Source organism: Polaromonas sp. CG_9.5 (assembly GCF_035984465.1).
Classification (GTDB): domain Bacteria; phylum Pseudomonadota; class Gammaproteobacteria; order Burkholderiales; family Burkholderiaceae_C; genus Polaromonas.
Window position 1 is genome coordinate 43,189 of record NZ_JAXCHR010000007.1, and the last position, 24,901, is coordinate 68,089.

Sequence of the window (24,901 nt, forward strand, 5' to 3'; positions counted from 1 at the left end):
TAAGAATCAAACAGGCCGCTTGCGCAATACAGACGTGCGTAATCAGCTATTTATTTAATAGCAAAAGCTAATCTTTGGCACAGGGCCAAACGCGTAGAAAAACGGCCGGTGTTTGATTTTTGGCGCAACAAAGCCAGTTCGCTGTCAATGAATGCTGAAAAGCCAGCGCCAAGCGCCACCCGCAGCCAGCACCGGCGGCAAATCAACCGCCCCCCCCGGCAAGCAACCCATGCCGGTCGTCAATTTGGCCGGTACTGGCTTGACCGTAAAATCCGGCCATGCTTTCGATTAAAAAAGACCTGCTTTCCGCCCTGGCTATCGCGCTGGACCAACTCTCTCCGGGTGCCAGTGACAAGGCCGCCTTCGAGTCGCCCAAAGTCGCCGCGCATGGCGACTTTGCCTGCACGGCAGCCATGCAACTGGCCAAACCCCTGAAACAAAACCCGCGCCAGACCGCAGAAACCCTGCGCGGCCTGCTGCTGCAGGCTCCGGCTTTTGAACGCTGGGTCGATGCCATTGAAATTGCCGGGCCGGGCTTTATCAACATCCGGCTCAAGCCCGCCGCCAAGCAAGCCACCGTGCATGAAGTGCTGGCCGCCGGCGCGCTGTACGGCACGCAAGAGGCCGACCCCGAGCGCAAAATGATCGTCGAGTTCGTCTCGGCCAACCCGACCGGTCCGCTGCATGTCGGCCATGGCCGGCAGGCGTCGCTGGGCGATGCGATTTGCAACCTTTACGCCACGCAGGGCGCGCAAGTCTGGCGCGAGTTTTATTACAACGACGCCGGCGTGCAGATCCAGACGCTGGCCAACAGCACGCAAGCGCGCGCCAAGGGACTCAAGCCCGGCGACGCGCTCTGGCCCGAATCGGCCTACAACGGCGACTACATCGACGACATTGCGCAAGACTTTCTCGCCAAAAAGACCGTCAAGTCCGATGACCGCGAGTTCACGGCGTCGGGCGACGTGGACGACATCGACTCGATTCGCCAGTTCGCCGTGGCCTACCTGCGCCACGAGCAAGACCTGGATTTAAAAGCTTTCTCGGTCAGGTTTGACAACTATTACCTGGAGTCCAGCCTGTACACCGAAGGCCGGGTCAAATCTGCCGTGGCCCGCCTGAAGGACGCCGGCAAGACCTACGAACAAGACGGCGCACTCTGGCTCAAATCGACCGACTACGGCGACGACAAAGACCGCGTCATGAAAAAGACCGACGGCACCTATACCTACTTTGTGCCCGACGTGGCCTACCACCTGGCCAAATGGGAGCGCGGCTACCGCAAAGCCATCAACATCCAGGGCATGGACCACCACGGCACGATTGCCCGGGTGCGCGCCGGTCTGCAGGCGGCCAACGCAGGCGTGCCAAAGGGCTACCCCGACTACGTGCTGCACACGATGGTGCGCGTGGTGCGCAACGGCGAAGAAGTCAAGATTTCCAAGCGCGCCGGCAGCTACGTCACGCTGCGCGATTTGATCGAATGGACCAGCGCCGACGCCGTGCGCTTCTTTTTGCTCAGCCGCAAGCCGGACACCGAATACATCTTTGACATTGACTTGGCCTTGGCCAAGAACAACGAAAACCCGGTGTACTACGTGCAATACGCGCATGCGCGCATCTGCTCGGTGCTCACGGCCTGGGGCGGTGACGAAGCCAGCCTGGCACAGGTTGACCTGTCGCCGCTGACCAGCCCGCAGGCGCAGGCGCTGATGCTGCTGCTGGCCAAGTACCCCGACATGCTCAGCCACGCAGCCGCTGGTTTTGCGCCGCACGACGTGGCGTTTTACCTGCGCGAACTGGCCGCCTGCTACCACAGCTACTACGACGCCGAGCGCATCCTGGTCGATGACGAAGCCGTCAAGCTGGCGCGCCTGGCGCTGGTCGCGGCCACCGCACAGGTGTTGCACAATGGCCTCGCTGTGCTGGGCGTCAGTGCGCCCCGCAAGATGTAAAGCGCCCAGGCAAACCTCTTTCAAAAAAATTCAGTAACGACAAGTCATCGGGCAAGGTATGAAAAAACAACAAGGCGGAACCCTGCTGGGTTTGGTGATTGGCGGGCTGCTGGGCCTGGGCATTGCGCTGACGGTGGCGGTCTACGTCACCAAGGTGCCGGTGCCGTTCATGAACAAGAACGCGTCGCGCCCCAGCGAAAGCGACGCAGTGGAAGCCAGAAAAAACAAGGACTGGAATCCGAACGCGCCACTGGCGGGTAAAAACCCTGCCAAAGCAGCGCCGTCGGTTTCAGGAGAATTGTCGGCACCGCCAGAGCCCGATCCCAGCTTCAGCGTATCCGAGCCGGCGCCCGAGATGCCGAAAAAGCCCGAACGCACCGCAAAAACGCCCAAGCCACAGCCCCCTGCGGAAGCGCCCACCCGTGTGCCCGAGCCCGACGCCGACCCTGCGCCCGTTGCGGCAACAAAACCGGTTCGGCCCCAGCCGCGCCTGTCAGGCGATCCTTTGGGCGACCTGGCCAAGTCACGCTCGGAAAGCGCGCCCGCCTCTTCCGGATCAGATCCTTTCAACTACTTTATTCAGGCCGGTGCTTATCGCACCCAGGAAGACGCCGATCAGCAGCGCGCCAGGCTGGTGCTGCTGGGCATGCAGGCCAAGGTCACCGAGCGTGAGCAGGCAGGCCGCACGGTCTACCGCGTGCGGGTCGGGCCGTTTGCCAAAAAGGATGATGCCGACAAGATCAAGGACCGGCTGGACGACAACTCTATCGAAACCGCCCTGGTGCGGGTGCAGCGCTAAATTTTGCAGCCGCTGAACTTTTTGCTGGCGGCGCATCCAACCTCTGCAACATTGACACTTGGAGAACCATTAATGCAACGACGCGAATTTTCGTTTTCAGCCGCTTCACTAGCCGCTGCTGCTGTAGGCGCTGCTGCGCTGCCGACCCTGGCGCAAGCCCAGGCCAAGGCCTTTCAAAGCGGCACCGATTACCTGACCCTCGACAAGCCTGCGCCCACCGAAGCGCCTGCAAGCCAGATCGAGGTGGTGGAGTTCTTTTGGTACAACTGCCCGCACTGCAATGCGTTCGAGCCGATGTTCGACGCCTGGGCCAAAAAACTGCCCAAGGACGTCACGATGCGCCGCGCCCCGGTGGCTTTTCGCCCTGACTTCGAGCCCCAGCAGCGCCTCTACTACGTGCTGGAAAGCCTGGGCAAGGTCGACGAGCTGCATAAAAAGGTGTTTAACGCCATACATGTTGAAAAGCAGCCACTGACCACGGCTGCGCAGATTACGGCCTGGGTTGAAAAGCAAGGCATTCCCCAAGCCAAATTTACCGAGCTTTACAACTCGTTTTCCATCAGCACCAAGGCGCGCAAAGCGACCCAGCTGCAAGACGCCTACGCGCTGGACGGTGTGCCGGCCCTGGGCATCAACGGCCGCTATTTCACCTCCGGCACGCAGGCCAAGACGCTGGAGCGGTCACTGCAGGTCGCCGACTATCTGATCGGCCAATCGCGCAGAAAAGCCGCCTGAACGCTTCAATGGCTTAATGCCCTGGCCAGACGCAGGCCGGGCATGGCGCCTTTGACCCGTCAAGGGCTGAGTCCGGCGCGCTCTTTGTACTGCCCGTCCGGTTTGTATATCTGCGCAGCGCGGCAGCAAGCCATTGCCCAGGGAAAGCAGCCGCGTAAACCGCATGTGCAAAAACCTTGCGTTAGATCAAAAAAACAACAAAAAGACTGACTGTCGGCGTGCCGAACTACATACATTTGCAGCGTTTACGTGCTTACTAGAGTAAGTTCCGAGGTTTAACCACCTTTTGCGCCCCTTGCACGCCCGTGAACCGGCGCACTCCGAGTCCGATTTATTCTTGCCAAAGGTAATCTTGTGTTCACCACCAAACTCCTGCCCTTTGCGCTCCTGGCACTGAGCCCAAGCCTGTTCGCCCAGCAGCCTCCCAGCGCCGGCAGCCAGATCCAGCAAATTCCAGCCGCGCCTGTTCCGCAAAAAGCAGCGCCCACCATTCGCATTGAACCCAGCAGCGCGCCTGCTACGCCCGCGTCCGATGCGGTAAAAATAGTCGTTAACAGCCTGCAGGTAACGGGCGCGCAAACTTACTCCGAAGCCGAGCTGGTGGCGCTGACAGGCTTCAGCCCCGGCAGCGAACTGTCACTGGCTGACCTGCGCGGCATGGCCTTGAAAATCACCGAGCGCTACCGCAGTGCTGGCTATTTCGTAGCCCAGGCCTACCTGCCCGCACAAGAAATCAAGAACGGCGCGGCGACCATCGCCGTGATCGAAGGCCAGTACGGCAAGATTGCCTTGCGCAACCAGAGCAATTTGTCCGACACCCTGGCCCAGCGCCAGCTGGACGGCATCAATACCGGCGACACCATCGCCATCGCACCGCTGGAAAGCCGCCTGCTGCTGCTGTCCGACATTCCAGGTGTCAACGTCACCTCGACCCTGACGCCTGGCGCTTCAGTGGGCGCGTCCGACCTGATCGTCGATGTCACGCCTGGCCAGCGCGTCACCGGCAGCATCGATGCCGACAACGCCGGCAACCGCTACACCGGCGAATACCGCCTTGGCGCGACGGTCAACCTGAACAATGCGGCTGGCCTGGGCGATGTCGCCTCACTGCGCGTGCTGACATCCGGCTCGGGCCTGAAGTATGCCCGCGCGTCTTATCAGGTGCAGTTAGGCAAAGCGACCGCCGGCGTGGCGTACAGTTGGCTCGACTACGAGCTGGGCAAGGAATTCTCAAGCCTGCAGGCCAACGGCACGGCAAAAATTGCCAGTATCTACGGCAGCTATCCGCTGATCCGTTCGCGCAACACCAATCTGTATGCGCTGCTCGCTTTTGATCACAAGACGTTCCAGGATCGGGTAGACAGCACGTCAACCGTTGTCGACAGGAAGGCCCAGGCCCTGATGGCAACCCTGCGCGGTGACCACCGGGACAGTCTGGGTCGCGGCGGCCTGACCAGCTACGCGGTGACCGGAACAGCCGGCAACATTGACATCCAAACCCCCTTCATGCGGGCTTTCGATGCAGCAACTGCGCAAAGCAACGGCCACTACACCAAGCTGGGCTTCAGCGCGATGCGGCTGCAAAGCGTGACCGACAGCGTGTCGCTTTACGCCGGAATCAACGGACAGATCGCCTCGAAAAATCTGGACAGCTCAGAGAAAATGCAGCTCGGCGGCATGAACGGCGTACGCGCCTATCCCGAAGGCGAAGCCTATGCAGACCAGGGCTACCTGCTGACGCTGGAAGCGCGCATGCAACTGCCCAAACTCTCCGAACAAATGCCCGGGCAGCTGGAACTGGTTGGCTTTATCGACACTGGCCGCGTGACCCTGAACAAAAATCCTTGGACTGTGGGCGATAACCGCCGAACCCTGAGCGGCGCAGGCATCGGGCTGAACTGGTCGGCCTACAACAATTTTGTCGTGAGAACTTCTTACGCCCGCAAGATCGGCAGCGGCACAGCCACCTCGGCGCCAGACAAGTCGGGCCGGTTCTGGATACAGGCCGTCAAGTATTTTTGAGCTTGCTGTTGCGCAGCGTCGCCTGACTGCCTGTTGACTGAACTCGATTTTTTTGAAGATCACCCGAAAGCCTTCCATGAACATCATTCACCGCTCCATCTGGAACGACCAGACCGGCACCTTCGTGGCCGTTTCTGAAAATACCCGCAGCGCCGGCAAGAAAATCTCATCTGGCACTTCGGCGGCAGGCGGCCATGCCAGCTTCAGCCTGAAAATACTGGCGGTTTCGCTGATGCTGGCCTGCGGGGCGGGCGTCCAGGCCCAGCCCTTGGGCGGCGTGGTGTCGGCAGGCAGCGCCACCATTGGCGGCACGGCCGGCAACATGACGATCACCCAGACCACGCCCAACGTGGCGATCAACTGGCAGAGCTTTGGCATCCAGGCCGGCCAGTCCGTTCAGTTCGTGCAGCCGGGCAGCAGTTCGGTAGCGCTTAACCGGGTAGTTGGCGCGAATCCTTCCAACATTCTGGGCAGTCTGTCGGCCAACGGCAAGGTGTTCCTCGTCAACCCGAACGGTATCCTGTTTGGTCAGGGTGCGTCAGTCAACGTGGGTGGTCTGGTGGCGTCCACCCTGGCCATCAGCGATGCCAACTTCATGGCGCGCAATTACCAGTTCTCCGGTGCGGGCACGGGCACGGTCGTTAACCAGGGAACGATCAACGCCGCCGACAGTGGCTATGTCGCCCTGCTGGGCGCGAACGTCAGCAACCGGGGCGTGATCGCGGCCCAACTGGGCACCGTCGCCCTGGCTGCAGGCAACGCCGTCACCCTAGATGTTGCAGGCGACAAACTGTTGCGCGTCACTGTCGATCAAGGCGCGGTCAATGCGCTGGTGGACAACGGCGGGCTGATCCGGGCCGATGGTGGTCAGGTGTTGATGACCACCCAGGCAGCGGGCAGCCTGCTGTCCAATGCGGTCAACAACACCGGTATCGTTCAGGCACAGACACTGCAGAACGTCAAAGGCACGATCATGCTGATGGGCGGCATGGAAAGCGGTAAAGTGACTGCGGGCGGCACGCTGGACGCGAGCGCGCCCAATGGGGGCAACGGCGGCTTCATCGAAACCTCGGCGGCACGTGTCACGGTAGCGAGCGACACCAGAATCACCACTGCCGCAGCGCAAGGGCTGACCGGCAACTGGCTGATTGACCCACAGGACTTCACGGTTGGCAGTGGCGCCACGGACAACATCTCGGGCGCGACGCTTTCGGCCCAGCTTGTCACCAACAGCGTCACCATCAACACTGCCACCGGCCCCAATGTGACAGTCGCCGGAACGCCCCCACTGACGACACTCAACACAGCCACCGCCGGCAACGGCGACATCCACATCAACGAGGCAATCAGCTGGACGGCAAGCTCAAGCCCCACCACCTTGACCCTGAACGCTGTCCGCGACATCAACATCAACAAGCCTGTTTCAGCCACCAATGGCAACTTTGTGGCCTGCTGCGGACGTGATGTCAATGTGAACGCTGCCATCACGACGGTCAATGGCAGTGTTTTGCTAGGTGCCGGGCGCAACGTGAACCTGCTGGCCGCCATGACGACGACCGACGGAAACATGAGTATTTGCGCCGCACAGGACATCAACATAGGCGAGAAAATTACGCTGACCAGAGGCAGCAGAATTCCGGCTCAAAGCCTAGGTCTGCCACTCGGCCTGGTACTGAATGCCGGTTATGGCGGAACCGGACCGGGGTTGGCCGGCGGCACTGTGGTTTTTGCGCCATTGGCGCCGCCCGCTACTGTCACAGGCCCGAATGCGCCAGTCACCCTCAATTACAACCCGGTCTCATACACCACGCCGACGGATTACTTGCCCCACTTCGTTTTGACCGGAGGCTCCACGCTGATCCAACACATGCTGGTGTTCCCCGACGGCGGAAGCAAGACTTTCGACGGCACAACCACGGCAACCCTCGTGGGGCTGAAGGGTAGCCCGGCCGGCGTCACGCTGGTTGGGCCTGGCACCGCCAATTTCGACAATGCAGCCGTAGGAACGGGCAAGGCAATCACCTTTAGCGGCTACACACTGGGTGGACCAGACGCGGCTAAATATGCGCTCCCGGTTTCTTGCTGCGCTCCGGTAGTTTCCAAAACAACTGGGAATATCACTATAGCGGTTCCGCCCCCGGTTGTGGTTCCGCCCCCGGTTGTGGTTCCGCCCCCAGTCGTAGTTCCGCCCCCAGTCGTAGTTCCGCCCCCGGTTGTAGTGCCGCCCCCGGTTGTAGTGCCGCCCCCAGTCGTAGTGCCGCCCCCGGTTGTGGTTCCGCCACCAGTCGTAGTGCCGCCCCCGGTTGTAGTGCCGCCACCGGTTGTGGTGCCGCCCCCAGTCGTAGTGCCTCCCCCAGTCGTAGTGCCGCCCCCGGTTGTGGTTCCGCCCCCGGTTGTAGTGCCGCCACCAGTCGTAGTGCCGCCCCCGGTTGTGGTTCCGCCCCCGGTTGTAGTGCCGCCCCCGGTTGTAGTGCCGCCACCAGTCGTAGTGCCGCCCCCGGTTGTGGTTCCGCCCCCGGTTGTAGTGCCGCCCCCGGTTGTGGTTCCGCCCCCGGTTGTAGTGCCGCCCCCGGTTGTGGTTCCGCCCCCGGTTGTGGTTCCGCCACCAGTTGTGGTTCCGCCCCCGGTCGTAGTGCCGCTCCCATTGGTCCAGCCCGTGCCCCCGGCCGCATTCCCGCCGGGTCCCGTGCCGCCCGCCATGGTGCTGGTCGTGGTGCCGCCAGCTGTCATGCCGCTGATGGCTTTGAGGGTCGAAACGCCACCCGCAGCACCCGTTGTTGTCATCGTGGCTCCTGACACTCCCGTCGTGGTGCCCGCCGCGAAGGCGCCAGAGACCTACGTGGTACCTCGCCGTGTGCCCAAGCAAGAGCGCAACTAGGGCAGGCTGGCTCACTGATGAGACAACAATTTTCGTCGGCGCTGCCTGGCGCGATGGTTGAGTCTGCGACCCCTGCCGATTCAGTGCGAACCAGCAGGCTCTTCTTCCTGTGTCTGGAATGGCAAAAGTATGACAACACCTGAGAAATGGACCGGGCTGCGCTTCTGGGCTGCCTTGCTGCACCCCAAACCCTCCCGGTACGGCAGTTCCTTCGAGATAGTCATGGCCCGGGGACTTTGCCTGGGTTTGGTGGTTGCCAGTTTTTCTGCCCAATCAGCACCTGCTTCGGAGGATGTGGCGTCCTTGCACGCCAGCCATTCCGCAATGCATGCGGCGACGGAAGAGCGCCCAAAACGGGCAAATTTTGAGCAGGAACAGGCATCTCCAGAGGCGCGCGACATTGCCAACTGGGTGGTTGATTCGGCCGACAACCACCGCATGCCATTTGCGATTGTCGACAAAGCGCAGGCAAAAGTCTTTGTATTCGATGCACAAGGCCAACTGCGCGGCGCCACTCCAGCGCTGCTGGGCCTGGCAATTGGCGATGATTCCGTGCCCGGCATCGGCCAGCGCAAGCTGTCGAGCATTCGCCCCGAAGAGCGCACCACGCCGGCAGGCCGCTTTGTGGCGTCGCTGGACCTAAACCTCAAGGGAGAGGAAATCCTGTGGGTTGACTACGAGACGGCCATTTCCATGCACCGCGTCATTACCAGCAACGCCAAAGAGCGCCGCGCACAGCGCCTGGCCAGTGCGTCGCTGCTGGACAAGCGCATTTCCTATGGATGCATCAATGTGCCGGTGAATTTTTATAACAAGGTGCTGAGCCCGGCGTTCACCGGAACCGGCGGCATTGTCTATGTGCTGCCAGAAACCCGTTCCTCCCGTGAAGTTTTCGGCTCCTACGATGTCGGGGAGCGCGCACGACTGCAGGCGGCAAGCCCGTCCGAGCCGCAGACGCTGACAGCCCGCCAAGTGAGGTGACGCGGTTGCTGCCGGAAAGCGCACCTTTCGCAGCCGGCGCAAGTAGCTGTTGCAAGGTCTGAAAACGCTTGCCAGCGCATCACAACAGGCATCGGCCTCATCAGAGGCCGTTTGTTTTCCTGAAAAATTTGACTCCTTCGGGCATGGCTACAATGGAAAAAATACCAGTTGCAAGAAGCGTGCCTTATGAAAATCCCTTTTTTTCCCCTTCTGCTGGCTGCCATTTTGGCAGCGGGCGCTGTGCTTCCGGCCGCCGCTGAAAAGGCCGACCGCGACAAGCCGATGAATGCCGAGGCTGACGCCTTGCGTTATGACGACCTCAAGCAGACCAGCGTTTTTACCGGCAATGTCGTCATCACCAAAGGTACGACGCTGATTCGTGGCGCGCAGGTCGATGTCAGCCAGGACCCGGAGGGCTACCAGAAAGCCGTGGCCATTGCGGCGCCGGGCAAGCTGGCTTACTACCGCAAAAAACGCGACGGCGTGGACGAGTACATCGAAGGCGAAGGCGAGCGCATCGAATACGACAGCCGCGCCGACCTGGTCAAGTTCATCAAGCGCGCCGTGGTGCGCCGCTACAAAGGCGCGACGCTGAACGACGAAACCACCGGCGCCTTGATTGTTTACGACAACAACACCGACGTGTTCACGGTCGATAGCGGAGCGCCCAACAGCAACGCCGCCAACCCCGGCGGACGGGTTCGCGCCATGCTGTCGCCGCGCGCCGCCGTATTAGCTCCCGGCGCCAGCACAAAACCGCCTGCCGGCCCTGCGGCAGTCTTGCGCCCCAGCACGTCACTGGGCAATGTCACACCGAAGAAAGCCCCTTGAGCCCATGCCTGAAGTGACGCCAACTGCATTGCCGGGGACAGCGGCCCGCCCCGACACCCCCAGCCGCCTGGTAGCGCAGGGGCTGAAAAAATCCTACGGCAGCCGCCTGGTGGTCAAGGATGTGTCGCTAACAGTGCAAAAAGGCGAGGTCGTCGGTCTGCTCGGCCCCAACGGCGCGGGCAAAACCACGTCGTTTTACATGATCGTCGGCCTGGTGCGTGCCGATGCCGGCGTCATCTCCATCGACGGCCAGCCGGTCGAACACATGCCGATTCACCTGCGCGCCCGTCTGGGCTTGAGCTACTTGCCGCAGGAAGCGTCCATTTTTCGCAAGCTCACGGTGCAGGAAAACGTGCGCGCCGTGCTTGAACTGCAGCATGATGCCGCCGGCAAGCCGCTGACACGCGCAGAAATTGACGTGCGGCTTGACGCCCTGCTCAAGGAACTGCGCGTAGACCATCTGCGCGACTCGCCCGCGCCAGCGCTGTCGGGCGGCGAGCGCCGGCGCGTTGAAATTGCCAGAGCCCTGGCGACGCAGCCGCGCTTCATCCTGCTCGACGAGCCGTTTGCCGGCATTGACCCGATTGCCGTGATCGAGATCCAGCGCATCATCGGCTTCCTGAAATTGCGCGGCATCGGCGTGCTGATTACCGACCACAACGTGCGCGAAACGCTGGGCATCTGCGACCACGCCTACATCATCAGCGACGGCAACGTGCTCGCCAGCGGCACACCCGCCCAGATCGTCGACAACGCCGAAGTACGCCGCGTCTACCTGGGCGAACACTTCAAAATGTGAGTATGGCCCCCACGCTTGTCACAACGCGCAATGCGCTGCCCCCCGGGGGGGCTGCCCCGCCTGCGGCCTGGCAAAGCCAGCTCCGCGGCCGGTACTTGCACGAACGGGGAAGGTTGCCAGCCGCCCCCGCAACAATCTCGCGCCCAGCATCACTGGATACATCAGGAGGGACTGCAGGACATCCCCGCCCGCCCCAGTACCGGCCGCAGGACCGGCTTTGCCGGACTGCAGGCGGGGCGGCCCCCTCGGGGGGCAGCGAACCACGCAAAGCGGGGAGCGTGGGGGCACCATGAAACAGGGCCTTTCCCTTCGTGTCTCGCAGCACCTGGCGTTGACGCCGCAGTTGCAGCAGTCGATCCGGCTGTTGCAGCTTTCCACGCTGGAGATGAGCCAGGAAGTCGAGCAGATGCTGGACGAAAACCCTTTTCTGGAGCTGGCCGAAGACGCCGCGCCGCGTGAAGAATTTGGCTTGGCGCAGTCTGATGCGCCCGTCAGCCAGGAAAGCCGGGAGTTTGAATCTGCTACTGATTCCATAGCTGGCAGCGCAGACACAGCAAGCGCCACCAGCACAAAAGACACAGAAACCACGGCTGAAATCAGCGCCGAGCCTTCGCTGGACGAAAGCTGGGACGGCGACGGCTCGGTCGAGACCTCGCCCGACGACAGCGAATGGGGCGGCGACGCCCCGGCGCGCAAAAACAACTTGGACGACAGCGACGCCGAAGCGTCCGACCTGACCGGCGCGCACGAGTCGCTGCAAGACCACCTGCACCGGCAGGCGCTCGGTTTGCGGCTTTCCGAACTCGACCGCGCCGCCCTGCACTTCCTGATCGAGTCACTCAATGACGACGGCTATCTGGAAGACACGCTGGCGTCACTCGCCGCCGGTCTGGCCAACAACGACCCGGAGCAGACCGAAGAGCTGGCGCAGCAATTTGCCATTGCGCTGCAACTGCTGCAGCACATGGAGCCCGCCGGCGTCGGCGCACGCGACCTGGCCGAATGCCTGCAACTGCAGTTGCTTGACAGCAAAGACTGCGTTGAAAACCGCGCCGCCCTGGCCATGTGCCGCCAGCCGATGGAACTGCTGGCCAGGCGCGATGTCAAGCGGCTGTCGCACCTGTGCGATTTCCCTGAAGAAATCATCAAGGGCGCAATTGCCGTGATCGCGCGGCTGGACCCCAAGCCGGGGCGGCGCTTTGCCAACGTCGAGCGCAATCTGATCGTGCCCGATGTCATCGTCGTCAAATCAGGCCGGGGTTTCAAAATCACGCTCAACAGCGACGTCATGCCCCGGCTGCGGGTTCATGACATTTATGCCAACGCCCTCAAGCAACACAAGGGCGCCGGCGGCAGCCAGGCGCTGCAGCAGCGGCTGCAAGAGGCGCGCTGGTTTATCAAGAACATCCAGCAGCGCTTTGACACCATCTTGCGCGTCAGCAGCGCCATCGTGGAGCGGCAAAAAAACTTCTTCACCCACGGCGAACTCGCCATGCGGCCGCTGGTGCTGCGCGAGATTGCCGACGAGCTCGGCCTGCACGAATCGACCATCTCACGCGTCACCACGGCCAAGTACATGCGCACGCCGTTCGGCACGTTCGAGCTGAAATATTTCTTTGGCTCGGGGCTGGGCACTGAAAGCGGCGGCAATGCGTCGAGCACCGCCGTGCGGGCGCTCATCAAGCAGTTCGTCGCCGCCGAAAGCCCGAAAAAACCGCTCAGTGACAATCAGATGGCTGAAATGCTCAAGGAGCAAGGCATTGAATGCGCCCGCCGCACCGTAGCCAAATACCGCGAAGCGCTGCGTATTGCGCCGACCCATCTGCGCAAAATGTTGTGAGCCCCCACGGTCGCCCACTGCGTGTGGCTCCCTGCCCCCCGAGGGGGCCGCTGCGCCTGCGGCCTGGCGAAGCCAGTTCCGCGGCCCCTGCTGGTGGGGAGGCGACTAATTGGCCGTGTGTCATTCGTGGCGATCTCCGACAGCGGCTGTTTTGATGGCTATTGGGTTGGCCTGTTTCCCAACGCCTGTTCAAATACGTTCCATCCATTCGCCCTGATGTAGCCTGGGCGCTACCCAATCCCGCTGCGGTGCTTCACGATGCGCCCGGCAAAGTGAGCCAATTTATGAATCAACTTCAACTTTTCCTCCCCTGCGCCGCCGGCGTCGAAAACCTGCTGGCGGCTGAAGTCCAGCGCATTACCGGCATTCAGGGCAAAGCCCGGCGCGCTGGCGTGCAGTTGCAAGGCTCGTGGCGCGAAGCGCAGCAGCTCAACCTGCACAGCCGGCTGGCCCAGCGCGTGCTGATTGAATTGCAGCACGGCCAGTACCGCAGTGAACAAGACCTGTACAACGCCGCTGCCAGCGTGGCGTGGGAAATCTGGTTCACGCCCAACCAGACCTTCAAGGTCGAGATCACCGCCCAGCACAGCCCGCTGCAAAGCCTGAACTTTGCGACGCTGAAGATCAAGGACGCGATTGCCGACCGCTTTCGCCACAAGTTCAACGACGTGCGCCCCAGCATCGACACCCGCTGGCCCGACGTGCGGGTGTATGTGCACCTGACCACCGACACGGTGACGATTTACATCGACACCTCGGGCGAGCCGCTGTTCAAGCGCGGCTGGCGTGAGGACAAGGGCGATGCGCCGCTGAAGGAAACCTTGGCCGCCGCCATGCTGGCCGCCAGCGGTTGGGACCAGCTTTGCAAGGACGGCGTGCCGCTGTACGACCCGTGCTGCGGCTCGGGCACCATCGTCATCGAGGCCGCGCAAATTGCCTGCAATATCGCGCCCGGCATCAACCGCAAGTTTGCTTTTCAGAAATACCTGCCGTTCCAGGGCCATGTCTGGGACGGCCTGCTCGACCAGGCCGAAGCCGCCATCACCGAGCCGACCGCGCCGGTGTTCGGCAGCGACGTGTCGTTCCGCATGGTCGATTTTGCCGAGCGCAATGCCGAACGCGCCGGCGTCGCCAACGCCGTGCAACTGCGCGGTGGCGACGCGCTGCAGCGCATGCCGCCCGCGCCCAGTGGCGTGATGCTGGTCAACCCGCCGTATGGCGAACGGATCGACGTGGCGGGCGTGGCCGGTATTTCAGGCGTTCAGAGCCGCAACCAGCGGGGCGAACGCGGCCAGAACGTCGACGACTTTGGCCAGCCGATTCAGCGCGATGAACCCGCCTTTGACACGCCGCGCAACCGCTCCGCCAACCCCGGTCGCGAGCAGGCGCAAAACGCCTGGGGCGAAGAAGCGTCCGACTTCTTTCCGCAGCTGGCTGCGCACTGGAAGAAAAACTACGCCGGCTGGACCGCCCATGTGCTCACGCCCGACCTCAAGCTGCCGAACAAAATGCGGCTGAAAGAGTCGCGCCGCGTGCCGATGTGGAACGGCCCGATTGAATGCCGGCTGTTTCGGTTTGACATGGTGGCCGGCTCGGCGCGCGGCAAGCCTGCAGATCAGGCAACCGACCAGTCGCCCAAAGCGTGAGTTCGGGGGTGAATACCTTGCCCAGCGCTGGCGGATTGCCCGAAAACGCGCCGGCAGCGGCGCAGCGCACAACCCCCATGAACGCCGCCAGCGAGGGCGTTGCGCCGCGCCCCGGCGCGCTGACCGTGGTCATCGACACCAACATCATCCTGGATGTGTTCGTTTTCAACGATGCCGCCGCCAAGCCCGTGCGGCAGGCGCTGGAAGCGGGCGAACTCGACTGGATTGCCACCCAGCCGATGCGTGACGAGCTGGCCCGCGTGCTCGACTACCCGCAAATCGTGACGCGCCTGAATTTTTACCAATTGTGCGCAAGCGATGTGCTGGCATTGTTTGACCGCCATGCCCGCCTGGTGGAAGTCGCCGCCAAGGCACGCCTCAACTGCAGCGACCCCGACGACCAGAAATTCATCGACCTGGCCGTCGCCAGCCAAACCCTGCTCCTGAGCAAGGATCGGCATGTGCTTTCGATGTCAAAAAGGCTGCTTGCGCACGGTGTGCGGGCGCGGGCAGCTCTTTAATTCATAGCAACTTCCTGCGCGCAAATCTTCAGGCTGGCGGATGAGCGACCACCGCCGCAACAGGCGGCACCGCCGGCTGCCCAGGCGCTGCGGCTGACGGGTCGCCCGTCTGCACCGGCGGGCCGCTGGGCGGCACAGCGGGACGGCTGGCCTGAAAACTGTGCGCGCTGGCCAGCGGCCAGTACAGGCGAAATACATTGTGCTGCTCGTCCAGCGGCCCCAGCAGCGCACCCGGCGCGACCTGCAAAATCAGGTTACTCAGCAGCCGCACCTCGGTGTCGGTCAGCCGCCGCACGATGTGGTGGGCATTGACTTCGCCCGGATGCTGCAAGCCGGCCGCCTGCACCAGCTCCTGCAGCGCATGCAGCGTGCTGCGGTGAAAGTTGCGCACCCGCTCGGCCTTGTCCGGCACGACCAGCGCCTGCTGGCGCAGCGGATCCTGCGTGGTGACGCCGGTCGGGCAGTTGCCCGTATGGCAGGTTTGCGCCTGAATGCAGCCCAGCGCCATCATGAAACCGCGCCCGGCATTGCACCAGTCAGCCCCCAGCGCCATCAGCCGCACGATGTCAAACGCGGTCACGACCTTGCCCGCCGCGCCAATTGAAATACGGCTGCGCAGGTTGACGCCGACCAGCGTGTTGTGCACCAGCAGCAGCCCTTCCTGCAGCGGTGAACCCACGTGGTCGCTGAACTCCAGCGGCGCTGCGCCCGTGCCACCTTCCGCGCCATCGACGACGATGAAGTCGGGCGTGATGCCGGTTTCCAGCATCGCCTTGACGATGGCAAACCATTCCCACGGATGACCAATGCACAGCTTGAAGCCGGTCGGCTTGCCGCCCGACAAGGTGCGCAGCCGGGCGATGAACTGCATCATCTCCACCGGCGTTGAAAACGCGCTGTGGCCGGACGGCGAGATGCAGTCCTTGCCGACCGGCACGCCGCGCGCGGCTGCAATTTCAGCCGTCACCTTGGGGCCGGGCAACACGCCGCCGTGGCCGGGTTTGGCGCCTTGGCTCAGTTTGAGTTCAATCAGCTTGACCTGCGGGTCGGTGGCGTTGGCGACAAAGCGCTCTTCGCTGAAACTGCCGTCGTCGTGGCGGCAGCCGAAATAGCCCGAGCCAATTTCCCAGATCAGGTCGCCGCCGTGCACGCGGTGATGCACAGAAATCGAGCCTTCACCAGTGTCGTGCGCAAAGCCGCCGAGTTTTGCGCCCTGGTTGAGCGCCATGATGGCATTGGCCGACAGCGCGCCAAAGCTCATGGCGGAAATATTGAACACGCTGGCGTGGTACGGCTGCGTGCAAGGCGCCACCGACGCACTGGGCTGGTCGGGCGTGCTGCCAATCCAGATGCGAAAGTCGTGGGTCGGCAGCTTCGTCGGGGCCATCGAGTGGTTCACCCATTCATAGCCCTGTTTGCCGACATCGAGTTGCGTGCCGAAGGGCCGGTTGTCCGGCTCGCCCTTGGCGCGCTGATAGACCAGCGAACGCTGGGCGCGGGAAAACGGCATGGCTTCGTTGTCGCCTTCAATGAAATACTGGCGCATTTCAGGCCGGATGAACTCGAACAGGAAGCGCAAATGGCCGATGACCGGGTAGTTGCGCAGCACGGCATGACGGGTTTGCCGCACATCTTGCAGCCCCAAAGCGCCCAGGCCGCTACACACCAACAAAGCCAGCCAGACCGGCCAGCCTGCGCCCCCTTCAGCCACCCTGACCAGCGCCAGCAACATGCCGCACAGGCATAACCACAACACGGTGTAGCGCAAGGCAAAAAAGGCGGGAAGCGGCTGGCGCATGGACAGGTTTTCTTTCATAAAAAGGAGCTCTGGCAGGGTGACAGATACACTTTCATCATAAGAGCCTCGCGTGAGGCTCAGGATGGCCCCTTTATGACAAATTCAAACATCACCCCTGCCACGGTTATTGCTGACGACGCCGAGACCGACACCGTCTGGATGGAAACCGAAGCCTTCGACGAACTCGACGCGATTCTGGACGACCTGCGCAGCCGCTACGACGAAACGCCGCAGTGGGAATTTTGCGAAGGTTTCATGGCTGCCGTGATCTGCTCGCGCCGCCCAATTGCCACCGACGAATACCTGTCGGTGCTGCTTGGTCTGCCGGCTGAAGCGCAGGCCGGCGAAGCGCCCGACGAAGACAGCGGCTCGTTTGCCAGCGATGAACAGCGGGAACGCTTTCTGGCGCTGTGGAATCAGCGCTGGAGCGAAGTCGCCACCGCGCTGGAGGCTGAAGTCGATTCGCTCGAAGACGACGCCTGCTACCACCCCGAAGTCATGGACATTCGCGGCGTGGTGGCCGACATGCCGCCCGAAGAGCAGGCCGCCTTCGCCAAAGAAGACCTGCCGGCGTTTGCGCAGGTGTGGGCGCTGGGCTTCATGTTCGCGGTAGAAAGCTGGCCGGACGAATGGACTGCTCCGCGCGACAAGGACGCCGCCAAATGGCTGGACGGCGCGCTGCAGGCCATCGTCGCCATGACCGAAGACGACACCGGCACGCCGGAAGTCTCGCCGCTGAGCGAAGAAGGCACGCCCAGCACCAGCATTGCCCGGCTCAACGCCTTCGGCGAAGCCATCTGGGCGGTCTACGACCTGCGCGAATTGTGGAAAACGCTGGGCCCGAAAGTCGAAACCCTGCGCAAGGAAGTGACGCCAGGCCGCAACGACCCGTGCTCTTGCGGCAGCGGCAAAAAATACAAGAAGTGCTGCGGCGCGTGAAGCCGCCGCGCCACTTCGCTGTTTTTTAGCCTTTCAGGCCTGTAGCGCAGGCAGGACGTGCGCAAGCAGCTACTGAATCAATAGCGAATCGCCTTGATCTGCCGGTCATGCCAGCGCCGCAGCAGCGTGACCGCCAGCGCAGCACCGATCAGCGCATACAGCATGTCTGACTGCGTGTCCCACGGATCGCCCTGGGTGCCCAAAAATTCCGTGGCGCCCTGCCCCAGCGCCAAGGCGGCGCCCCATTCAATGAGTTCGTACACGGCGCTGATGGCCATGGCGACGCAGACTGACAAAAATGCCGCCATGCGCGGGCTGCGCAAGTAGCCGCGCTGCAACAACACCTCACGCGCCACCATCGCAGGCACCAGCCCCTGCATGAAGTGGCCGATCTTGTCGTAAGGGTTGCGCCCCAAGTGCAGCACGTCCTGCAGCCAAAAACCCAGCGGCACACGGGCATACGAGTAAGTGCCGCCCACGATCAGCACCAGCGCGTGCAGCGCAATCAGCGCGTACAGCAGCGTGCTGAGCGGATAACGCCGCCGGGTAAAGCCCAGAACCGGCGCGGCGATCAGCACCGGGGCCACTTCCATCCACCACGTGCCGCGCTCGTACGGCGCCACACCCGACCCCAGCAAAGCCGCCAGCACCAAAACGCCCAGCACAAGCAGCAGGCGCTGACGGGCAGGCGGTGATTCAGGCCCCGGCATGCGCTGGCTCCGCATCACTTGAAAAATGTCTGCAGCGCCAGGGCGGTGGCCTCGGGCAGTTCTTCGGGAATGAAATGGCCGGCGGGCAAGGTCTCCAGGCGCACGCGGCCGTCGCACTGTTCGCGCCACAAAGCCAGCGGGTCAAACAGCTGGTTGACCACGCCGCGCTCCCCGGCCAGCACCAGCAGGTCGCAGGCCACTTTTTGCCCTTGCGCGCGGCTTTGCCGGTCGTGGTCCAGGTCGATGCCGCCGCTGGCGCGGTAGTCTTCGCAGGCGGCATGCAGCGCTGCGGCATTGCAAAAGCAGCGTTCGTAGTCGGCCAGCGCTTGCGGCTCGATGTAGTCAAGCCCGGCGCTGCCCCAGCCGCCCAGCTTGGCATGCAGATAGTCTTTGGCCGTTTCCGGATGGTTCGCGCCCATCATGATTTCGGGCAACGGCGCAGGCTGCAGCAGGTGAAACCAGTGGTAGTAGGCGCGGGCAAATTCCATGTACGGCACGGTCATGCTGCGACCTTCGTACATGTCCAGCGTGGGCGCAATGTCGATGACGCAAAGCTTTTTAACGCGGTGCGCATGGTCCAGCGCCAGCCGGTGCGCCACGCGCCCGCCCCGGTCGTGGCCGCAGAGGTAAAACTGGTCAATGCCCAGCATCTGCATCACCGCCGCCATGTCGTCGGCCATGCTGCGCTTGCTGTAGTTGGCATGGTCGGGCAGGCCGGGCGCTTTGGCAGAGTCGCCATAGCCGCGCAGGTCGGGCATGACCAGAAAATAATGCGGCGCCAAGCGTTGCGCGACCCGGTGCCACATCACATGCGACTGCGGAAAACCGTGCAGCAGCAACAAAGCCGGTTTGGGCAATTCGCCGCGCGCCAGCCGCGAAAACCGCAGATGGATGGAGGTGCCGTTGGCGGCAAAAGTGCGGGCTTCAAAATCGTCAAACCAGGCCATGGTGCTTCCTTTGTTGTGTCACGCATTCTTGCAGACAGACGGGCCGCAGAGGGTTGCCGGCGTCGACAAGATTTCGCCGTCCACCGCCACGGCGATTACGCTGGCTGACGCGGGCCTGCGTGTGCGGTGGGTCAAACGCCGGGCCTGCGGGCGCTGGCGCAACCGGCAGCTTGTCCAGCCCTTGAATCGCTATAAAAAATATAGCTGCTTGCGCTTGCAGCGTATGGACAATCGCCTGTTTTGATCTAGAATCAGCCGCTTTCAGCGCATGCAGCCAGACAAGGATTGGGTTCATTGATCAATTAGCCACTCCGGCTGTCGCCCAGCGTGCGCCCTCCCGCTGTGTGAAAACTCAATCGCCCCGAGAATTTTCATTGCCGGCAGGCAACACCCGACAGGGCAGGAAATGAACCCGATGAATCCCGCGCAGCATCGCGTTGACAGTGAAGTGAGACATGCAATTACGTGAAAAGCAGGGCCTGCCCAAGGCCTTGATCGGGCTGGCGGCGCGCCTGCCGTGGTGGCTGGGTTTGGCGCTGGCGCTGGTCAGTTATGTGGCCTTGCACATGCTGGCCCAAAAACCGGTGCCGGCAGCGATGCAGCCCGGCCAGATGGGCAGCTTTTTACTCTCTAATCTGACGCAACTGCTGGCGCGCGTCGGGCAGTACGCACTGCCTTTCTTTTTTGGGGTGAGTGCGCTTTTGTCGGCGTTCAGGCGCGGCAGGGCCGAGCGACTGTATGCGGCGGCGGTGCGGCGGAGTGAGGCCATCGAACAGATGAGCTGGCAGGATTTTGAAATCCTGGTCGGCGAGTATTTTCGGCGCCAAGGGTTTAGCGTGACCGACAACGGCGGCGGTGGCGCCGATGGCGGCGTCGATGTGGTGCTGCAAGACGGCGACGACCGCTTCCTGGTGCAGTGCAAGCACTGGCGCACGCAGCGGGTCGGCGTGCAGCCGGTGCGCGAGCTGTATGGCGTCATGGCGGCGCAGGGCGTGAGTGGCGGTTTTGTCGTCACCTCGGGCGATTTCACCGAAGAAGCCCTGCGATTTGCCGACGGCATCGCCTTGATCCTCGTCAGCGGCAAAATGCTGCGGCACGACATCCGGGCGCAAGCGGGCAGCGGCCCGGCCAGCGCGTTCAGCGACCCGTCGACTGCCCCCGATTGCCCGCTGTGCAGCGCCCCGATGGTGCTGCGTCAGGCGCGCAGCGGTGCGTCGGCTGGCAAGCAGTTCTGGGGCTGCAGCCGCTATGCGCAAGACCGCTGCCGGGGCACGCGCGAGCTGGACTGAAAGGCTGCAACAGCCATTTTTGCTCTTAAATTAATAGCTGACTGTGCTTGCAGGCCGTGCGCCATCGGCATTTTTTACTTAAATTTGGCTATTCCAGAGCTTCAACCACACCGCTGGCGTCGAGGGACGCGCGGGTTTGCCGTTTCCTTGCGTCCTTGCCCGATAAACCCGCCTGCGCACAGGGCACGCGCGTGCCTCAAGCAGGCGGCGCGCAGACACGGATAATGCACGGTTTGCGCAGGCGCAAGCCGTCAGCGCTTCAACCCCACCCCAAGGAAACTCATGCCTACTTATCACGTCGAAATGCTCGAAGGCCGCACGCTGGAGCAAAAGAAAAAACTGGTCGAAGCCATCACCCGCGTCAGCGTCGAGGTGCTGGGCGGCCAGCCGGATTCGGTCGATATCTTGATCACCGACATCAAGCGCGAGAACTGGGCGACCGGCGGCAAGCTCTGGACCGAACCGCGCGACTAAACCCGCAGCCGGGAATCCGCCTTGCGCACGCCGACCCCGACCGATTTGTCGTCCATCACCGCGCTGAAGGCGCGCTTCGGTGCGCGCTACCGCTGGCTGCTGCTGATGGCGGTGATGGTCGGCACGATGGCCTCCATCATGTCGTCGACCATCATCAACGTGGCGATTCCCGACATGAGCCATCATTTTTCACTCGGCCAAGGCCGGGCGCAGTGGGTCAGTTCGGGCTTCATGGTCGCCATGACGGCATCAATGCTGACGACGCCGTGGCTGCTGGGCCGCTATGGCTACCGCCGCACTTATGTGGGCTGCATGCTGCTGCTGATGGGCGGCGGCATCGTCGGCGGGCTGGCCAGCCAGTTTGGCCTGGTGCTGGCCGCGCGCGTGGCCGAAGGGCTGGCGGCGGGCGTGGTGCAACCGATTCCAGCCATCATCATCATGCGGGCTTTCGAGCCGCATGAGCAGGGCCGGGCCAGCGGCCTGTTTGGCATGGGCGTGGTGCTGGCGCCCGCGCTGGGGCCGAGCATTGGCGGCGTGCTGGTCGACCTGTTCGGCTGGCGTTCGATTTTTTTCATGGTCGTGCCGCTGTGCCTGCTGTCGTTGTGGATGGCCTACCGCTACGTGCTCGTCACCGCGCCCGGCGGCAGCGCGGCCAACCGCAACGGCGACATGATTGACTGGCGCGGCCTGCTGCTGGCCGCGTTCGGCACGCTGTGCCTGCTGAACGGCATGGTGGCGCTGCACGGCGAGGGCAGCAACCCGCTGCAAGCGGCGGTGTTGCTGGGGGCGGCGCTGGCGGCGCTGGCCGTGTTTATCGGCTGGCAGCGCCGCATGGCGGCGACGCAGCGCATGCCGCTGATGAACCTGGCGCTGTTTCGCAACCGGCAATTTTCCATGGGCAGCGTGGTCGGTTTCATCTACGGCACGGCGCTGTTTGGCTCGACTTACCTGCTGCCGGTGTACATGCAGCTGGGCCTGAACCTGTCGGCGTCACATGCCGGCACGGTGTTGCTGCCGGCCGGTCTGGTGCTGGCCGCAACGATTGCCTTCGTCGGGCGACTGGCCGACAAGCAACCGACCTGGCTGCTGGTCACCATCGGCCTGGGGCTGCTGGCGCTGTCGTTTGCCCTGATGGTGACGATCAATCTGGGCTCGGCCCTGTGGCTGCTGGCGGGGCTGGCCACGCTGGGCCGCATTGGGCTGGGCTTCATCCTGCCTTCGCTCACGCTGGGGTCACTGCGGCCACTGCACAAAGACCTGATGGCGCAAGGCGTCAGCGCCATCAGTTTTATCCGCATGCTGGGCGGTGCCATTGGCGTGAGCCTGTGCGGCATCGTGCTGGAATGGCGTCTGGCGACGCATGGCGATTCGCTGGCCAATGCCACCAGCAGCCCGGCGCGGCTGGCGGCATTCAACGAATCGTTTTTGATGCTGGCCGCGCTGTGCGTCATTGCCATGGTGGCGGCAACGCAGCTGCGCGAAACGCCCCCCGCCCCCGTTCACAAGGACTGACCATGTGCCAATTGCTCGGCATGAACTGCAACGCGCCCACCGACGTGACCTTCAGCTTTCGCGGCTTTGCCCAGCGCGGCGGCCATACCGACGACCACAGCGACGGCTGGGGCATTGCTTTTTTCGAGGGCGATGGCAGCGGCGGCTGCGACCGGGGGCTGCGCCATTTCGTCGACCACCTGCCGGCCTGCCAGTCGCCCGTGGCCGAGCTGATCAGCCGCTACCCGATCAAGAGCCGCAACGTGATTGCCCACATCCGCAAGGCCACGCAGGGCCGGGTGGCGCTGGAAAACTGCCATCCGTTCGTGCGCGAACTCTGGGGCCGCTACTGGGTGTTTGCGCACAACGGCAACCTGGCCGACTTTGCGCCGCGCCTGCATGCGGGCTTCAGGCCGGTCGGCAGCACTGACAGCGAGTGCGCGTTTTGCTGGATCATGCAAGAGCTGGCCAAGTCGCATGCCGACGTGCCCAGCGTGCAGGAGTTGAGCATCACCCTGCGCGAGCTGGCCGCACGCATTGCGCCCTACGGCACCTTCAACTTTTTGCTCAGCAACGGCCAGGCGCTGTGGGCGCATGCCTCGTCCAAGCCCGGCTCGCCGATCCTGTACTACGTCGAACGCCAGCACCCGTTCACCCATGCCACGCTGAGCGACGAGGACGTGAGCGTGAACTTTGCCGACCAGACCCAGCCCACCGACCGCATCGCCGTGGTGGTCACCGCGCCACTGACGACCAACGAAACCTGGACGGCTTTTGCGCCGGGTGAACTCAAGGTGTTTGAAAACGGCGCGCTGCTGGCAGACGCCTGAACGGCAGACAGTCTTTTGCAGTGGCGCAACCGTCTTGCCACGCAGCAACCGGCGCGCAGGCGGCCCGACAAAATCGTCAACGCGCATGCGCGCATGCGGCGCGCCTGAAAGCTTGACAGCGCGAAAACGGCCCTGAGACGTTTCGCCGGCCAGATACGCCCTTGTGACCGATTGAGTCGAGGTGTTTTTGACGTAAAAGCTGACGGCTTTTGCGCCAGATCAATCATTGAGCGCCCAGGCGAGCGCCATCCGGCCTGCCATGCGCTACATCAAACCGCGTCATCTCCGGTTAAATAAAATCAAATTCAAGCAACGCCAGGCAACCCGCCAAACTGTTTGCTGGCGCGAGAATTTGGCGCCAGGCTGACCGCTACACCTCCAACAGCGCCCCCTCAAGCCGCGCCGGCACGCAAGACGTCGACCTTTTTTGGGTTGCCTCTTTCTCTTTCGTCTTCTCTCACCCCCAGGAGATTCCCCATGCGCACTCAAATTGATCGCCCTACCAGACTCATCAAATCCCGAATCCTGGCGGCAACTCTGCTGGCAGGTCTTCTGGCCAGCAGCGCTGCATGGGCGGACACTCATTGTGATGAACCGGTGGCCAACTGGCAGCCGCGCGAGGTGTTGCGGCAACAGCTGGAGCAGCGCGGCTGGACGGTGCAGCGCATCAAGGCGGACGACGGCTGCTATGAAGTCAGGGGCACAGACCGGCTGGGCAACCGCGTCAAGGCCAAATACACGCCCGCTTCGCTGCGCCTGCGCAAACTGGAAATCGAATTCAGCGAGGGCGGCGACGCATCCGCCTACCTCGACCCCGTCCAGAAAGCCAAATGACGGCGCAAAGCCGCTTCAAGCGACCTCTTCAGAAAGCCTTCATGTGGCCACGTCAACATGAAGGCATCGCAACCCTCACGTCAACCGGAGATTCCCTATGAAAACCACACTGAAAACACTGGCTGCTTCGCTTTTTCTGGCCAGCGCCTTAGCCGCGCCCGGCTTGGCGCAGGCACGCCCCGTGACCCTGACTACCCAGCTGCAAAGCTACAGCGGCGACGGTGCGTACCTGGCGTTTTACCTGACCGACGCCAAGGGCCAGTACCAAAAGACGCTCTGGGTCGCCGGCAAGAAATCAAAATACTACAAGCATCTGCGGGATTGGGCGCGTGGCAGCGGCTTGAGGGCCAGCGAGTTTGACGGCGTCAGTGGTGCCAGCGTGGGCAATGGGAAATCGCTGAAAGTGACGGTCGAGCTGGCCGATACGCTGATCGATGCGGGCTATGAAATCCGCATCGACAGCGCGGTCGAAGACCAGCGCGAAAACCCCGCCGAAGTGCGCGTACCGCTCACCAAGCAAGGGGCCGGCAAGCCCGTCACGGGACGCGGTTACGTCAAGTCGTTTACCTATGACATGTAAAC

General features: G+C 62.8%; 22 protein-coding genes. 18 read left to right on the forward strand and 4 right to left on the reverse strand.

The window, feature by feature from the left end:
• The first annotated feature begins 278 nt into the window (after window positions 1-278).
• From argS to RCH06_RS07390, 11 genes are all read left to right on the forward strand, one after another.
• Entirely contained in the window at window positions 279-1,955 is a 1,677-nt protein-coding gene (argS, locus tag RCH06_RS07340) for an arginine--tRNA ligase (protein ID WP_327080793.1), read from the forward strand.
• 58 nt (window positions 1,956-2,013) lie between these two features.
• Complete coding sequence (locus RCH06_RS07345) at window positions 2,014-2,754, forward strand: SPOR domain-containing protein (protein ID WP_327080794.1); 741 nt, start codon at window positions 2,014-2,016, stop codon at window positions 2,752-2,754.
• A gap of 72 nt (window positions 2,755-2,826) precedes the next feature.
• Window positions 2,827-3,489, forward strand: a complete 663-nt coding sequence (locus RCH06_RS07350; protein ID WP_327080795.1) for a thiol:disulfide interchange protein DsbA/DsbL — start codon at window positions 2,827-2,829, stop codon at window positions 3,487-3,489.
• 354 nt (window positions 3,490-3,843) lie between these two features.
• Window positions 3,844-5,511, forward strand: a complete 1,668-nt coding sequence (locus RCH06_RS07355) for a ShlB/FhaC/HecB family hemolysin secretion/activation protein (RefSeq protein ID WP_327080796.1) — start codon at window positions 3,844-3,846, stop codon at window positions 5,509-5,511.
• 76 nt (window positions 5,512-5,587) lie between these two features.
• On the forward strand, window positions 5,588-8,389 hold the full coding sequence (locus RCH06_RS07360; RefSeq protein WP_327080797.1) for a two-partner secretion domain-containing protein: 2,802 nt from the start codon (window positions 5,588-5,590) through the stop codon (window positions 8,387-8,389).
• 129 nt (window positions 8,390-8,518) lie between these two features.
• The gene (locus tag RCH06_RS07365) at window positions 8,519-9,370 is read left to right on the forward strand and encodes a hypothetical protein (protein WP_327080798.1); all 852 of its coding nucleotides are present in this window, start codon (window positions 8,519-8,521) and stop codon (window positions 9,368-9,370) included.
• A 186-nt stretch (window positions 9,371-9,556) separates the two neighbouring features.
• Window positions 9,557-10,201, forward strand: coding sequence for a lipopolysaccharide transport periplasmic protein LptA (gene lptA / locus RCH06_RS07370; RefSeq protein WP_327080799.1), 645 nt, complete (start codon window positions 9,557-9,559; stop codon window positions 10,199-10,201).
• A 4-nt stretch (window positions 10,202-10,205) separates the two neighbouring features.
• Window positions 10,206-11,000, forward strand: a complete 795-nt coding sequence (gene lptB, locus RCH06_RS07375; protein ID WP_327080800.1) for an LPS export ABC transporter ATP-binding protein — start codon at window positions 10,206-10,208, stop codon at window positions 10,998-11,000.
• A 289-nt stretch (window positions 11,001-11,289) separates the two neighbouring features.
• Window positions 11,290-12,840, forward strand: a complete 1,551-nt coding sequence (locus RCH06_RS07380) for an RNA polymerase factor sigma-54 (protein ID WP_327080801.1) — start codon at window positions 11,290-11,292, stop codon at window positions 12,838-12,840.
• 284 nt (window positions 12,841-13,124) lie between these two features.
• A complete protein-coding gene (locus RCH06_RS07385) occupies window positions 13,125-14,486 on the forward strand; it encodes a THUMP domain-containing class I SAM-dependent RNA methyltransferase (RefSeq protein ID WP_327080802.1) in 1,362 nt (453 codons plus the stop codon).
• Window positions 14,487-14,563: 77 nt separating this feature from the next.
• Window positions 14,564-15,007, forward strand: a complete 444-nt coding sequence (locus RCH06_RS07390) for a putative toxin-antitoxin system toxin component, PIN family (RefSeq protein WP_442799620.1) — start codon at window positions 14,564-14,566, stop codon at window positions 15,005-15,007.
• A gap of 28 nt (window positions 15,008-15,035) precedes the next feature.
• Here RCH06_RS07390 and RCH06_RS07395 read toward each other — a convergent pair whose 3' ends face one another.
• Complete coding sequence (locus tag RCH06_RS07395) at window positions 15,036-16,823, reverse strand: FMN-binding glutamate synthase family protein (RefSeq protein WP_442799616.1); 1,788 nt, start codon at window positions 16,821-16,823, stop codon at window positions 15,036-15,038.
• 75 nt (window positions 16,824-16,898) lie between these two features.
• Between RCH06_RS07395 and RCH06_RS07400 the strand changes: the two genes are divergently transcribed.
• Window positions 16,899-17,744 carry a UPF0149 family protein gene (locus RCH06_RS07400; RefSeq protein WP_327080804.1) on the forward strand — a complete coding sequence of 282 codons (846 nt, stop codon included), beginning with the start codon at window positions 16,899-16,901 and terminating at the stop codon, window positions 17,742-17,744.
• Between the two features lie 77 nt (window positions 17,745-17,821).
• Here the strand turns inward: RCH06_RS07400 and RCH06_RS07405 are convergent, their stop codons facing one another.
• From RCH06_RS07405 to RCH06_RS07415, 3 genes are read right to left on the reverse strand one after another with little or no spacing between them, the layout of a single operon-like run.
• Window positions 17,822-18,454: a DUF2238 domain-containing protein gene (locus RCH06_RS07405; protein ID WP_327080805.1), complete on the reverse strand. Its 633-nt coding sequence runs from the start codon at window positions 18,452-18,454 to the stop codon at window positions 17,822-17,824.
• Between the two features lie 14 nt (window positions 18,455-18,468).
• On the reverse strand, window positions 18,469-19,401 hold the full coding sequence (locus RCH06_RS07410) for an alpha/beta hydrolase (protein WP_327080806.1): 933 nt from the start codon (window positions 19,399-19,401) through the stop codon (window positions 18,469-18,471).
• Window positions 19,388-19,696 (reverse strand): hypothetical protein, encoded by a 309-nt coding sequence (locus tag RCH06_RS07415; RefSeq protein WP_327080807.1) that lies wholly within the window; start codon window positions 19,694-19,696, stop codon window positions 19,388-19,390. Before RCH06_RS07415 ends, RCH06_RS07410 begins: the two co-directional genes overlap by 14 nt.
• A 160-nt stretch (window positions 19,697-19,856) precedes the next feature.
• Here RCH06_RS07415 and RCH06_RS07420 point away from each other — a divergent pair, with 160 nt between their 5' ends.
• The 6 genes from RCH06_RS07420 (at window position 19,857) to RCH06_RS07445 (ending at window position 24,899) form a co-directional block, all read left to right on the forward strand.
• Window positions 19,857-20,690 (forward strand): restriction endonuclease, encoded by an 834-nt coding sequence (locus tag RCH06_RS07420; RefSeq protein ID WP_327080808.1) that lies wholly within the window; start codon window positions 19,857-19,859, stop codon window positions 20,688-20,690.
• Window positions 20,691-20,972: 282 nt separating this feature from the next.
• Window positions 20,973-21,164, forward strand: coding sequence for a 4-oxalocrotonate tautomerase (locus RCH06_RS07425; protein WP_327080809.1), 192 nt, complete (start codon window positions 20,973-20,975; stop codon window positions 21,162-21,164).
• A 21-nt stretch (window positions 21,165-21,185) separates the two neighbouring features.
• Window positions 21,186-22,676 carry an MFS transporter gene (locus RCH06_RS07430; RefSeq protein WP_327080810.1) on the forward strand — a complete coding sequence of 497 codons (1,491 nt, stop codon included), beginning with the start codon at window positions 21,186-21,188 and terminating at the stop codon, window positions 22,674-22,676.
• A 2-nt stretch (window positions 22,677-22,678) separates the two neighbouring features.
• The gene (locus RCH06_RS07435; RefSeq protein WP_327080811.1) at window positions 22,679-23,485 is read left to right on the forward strand and encodes a class II glutamine amidotransferase; all 807 of its coding nucleotides are present in this window, start codon (window positions 22,679-22,681) and stop codon (window positions 23,483-23,485) included.
• A 477-nt stretch (window positions 23,486-23,962) separates the two neighbouring features.
• The gene (locus RCH06_RS07440; protein WP_327080812.1) at window positions 23,963-24,319 is read left to right on the forward strand and encodes a PepSY domain-containing protein; all 357 of its coding nucleotides are present in this window, start codon (window positions 23,963-23,965) and stop codon (window positions 24,317-24,319) included.
• 97 nt (window positions 24,320-24,416) lie between these two features.
• Window positions 24,417-24,899, forward strand: a complete 483-nt coding sequence (locus RCH06_RS07445) for a DUF2271 domain-containing protein (RefSeq protein ID WP_327080813.1) — start codon at window positions 24,417-24,419, stop codon at window positions 24,897-24,899.
• The last annotated feature ends 2 nt before the right edge of the window (window positions 24,900-24,901 follow it).

Coding starts and splice junctions, on each gene's coding strand:
- argS (WP_327080793.1), top strand. CDS start 279: ATGCTTTCGATTAAAAAAGACCTGCTTTCCGCCCTGGCTATCGCGCTG.
- RCH06_RS07345 (WP_327080794.1), top strand. CDS start 2,014: ATGAAAAAACAACAAGGCGGAACCCTGCTGGGTTTGGTGATTGGCGGG.
- RCH06_RS07350 (WP_327080795.1), top strand. CDS start 2,827: ATGCAACGACGCGAATTTTCGTTTTCAGCCGCTTCACTAGCCGCTGCT.
- RCH06_RS07360 (WP_327080797.1), top strand. CDS start 5,588: ATGAACATCATTCACCGCTCCATCTGGAACGACCAGACCGGCACCTTC.
- RCH06_RS07365 (WP_327080798.1), top strand. CDS start 8,519: ATGACAACACCTGAGAAATGGACCGGGCTGCGCTTCTGGGCTGCCTTG.
- lptA (WP_327080799.1), top strand. CDS start 9,557: ATGAAAATCCCTTTTTTTCCCCTTCTGCTGGCTGCCATTTTGGCAGCG.
- lptB (WP_327080800.1), top strand. CDS start 10,206: ATGCCTGAAGTGACGCCAACTGCATTGCCGGGGACAGCGGCCCGCCCC.
- RCH06_RS07380 (WP_327080801.1), top strand. CDS start 11,290: ATGAAACAGGGCCTTTCCCTTCGTGTCTCGCAGCACCTGGCGTTGACG.
- RCH06_RS07385 (WP_327080802.1), top strand. CDS start 13,125: ATGAATCAACTTCAACTTTTCCTCCCCTGCGCCGCCGGCGTCGAAAAC.
- RCH06_RS07390 (WP_442799620.1), top strand. CDS start 14,564: ATGAACGCCGCCAGCGAGGGCGTTGCGCCGCGCCCCGGCGCGCTGACC.
- RCH06_RS07395 (WP_442799616.1), bottom strand. CDS start 16,823: ATGAAAGAAAACCTGTCCATGCGCCAGCCGCTTCCCGCCTTTTTTGCC.
- RCH06_RS07400 (WP_327080804.1), top strand. CDS start 16,899: ATGACAAATTCAAACATCACCCCTGCCACGGTTATTGCTGACGACGCC.
- RCH06_RS07405 (WP_327080805.1), bottom strand. CDS start 18,454: ATGCCGGGGCCTGAATCACCGCCTGCCCGTCAGCGCCTGCTGCTTGTG.
- RCH06_RS07410 (WP_327080806.1), bottom strand. CDS start 19,401: ATGGCCTGGTTTGACGATTTTGAAGCCCGCACTTTTGCCGCCAACGGC.
- RCH06_RS07415 (WP_327080807.1), bottom strand. CDS start 19,696: ATGAACCCAATCCTTGTCTGGCTGCATGCGCTGAAAGCGGCTGATTCT.
- RCH06_RS07420 (WP_327080808.1), top strand. CDS start 19,857: ATGCAATTACGTGAAAAGCAGGGCCTGCCCAAGGCCTTGATCGGGCTG.
- RCH06_RS07425 (WP_327080809.1), top strand. CDS start 20,973: ATGCCTACTTATCACGTCGAAATGCTCGAAGGCCGCACGCTGGAGCAA.
- RCH06_RS07435 (WP_327080811.1), top strand. CDS start 22,679: ATGTGCCAATTGCTCGGCATGAACTGCAACGCGCCCACCGACGTGACC.
- RCH06_RS07440 (WP_327080812.1), top strand. CDS start 23,963: ATGCGCACTCAAATTGATCGCCCTACCAGACTCATCAAATCCCGAATC.
- RCH06_RS07445 (WP_327080813.1), top strand. CDS start 24,417: ATGAAAACCACACTGAAAACACTGGCTGCTTCGCTTTTTCTGGCCAGC.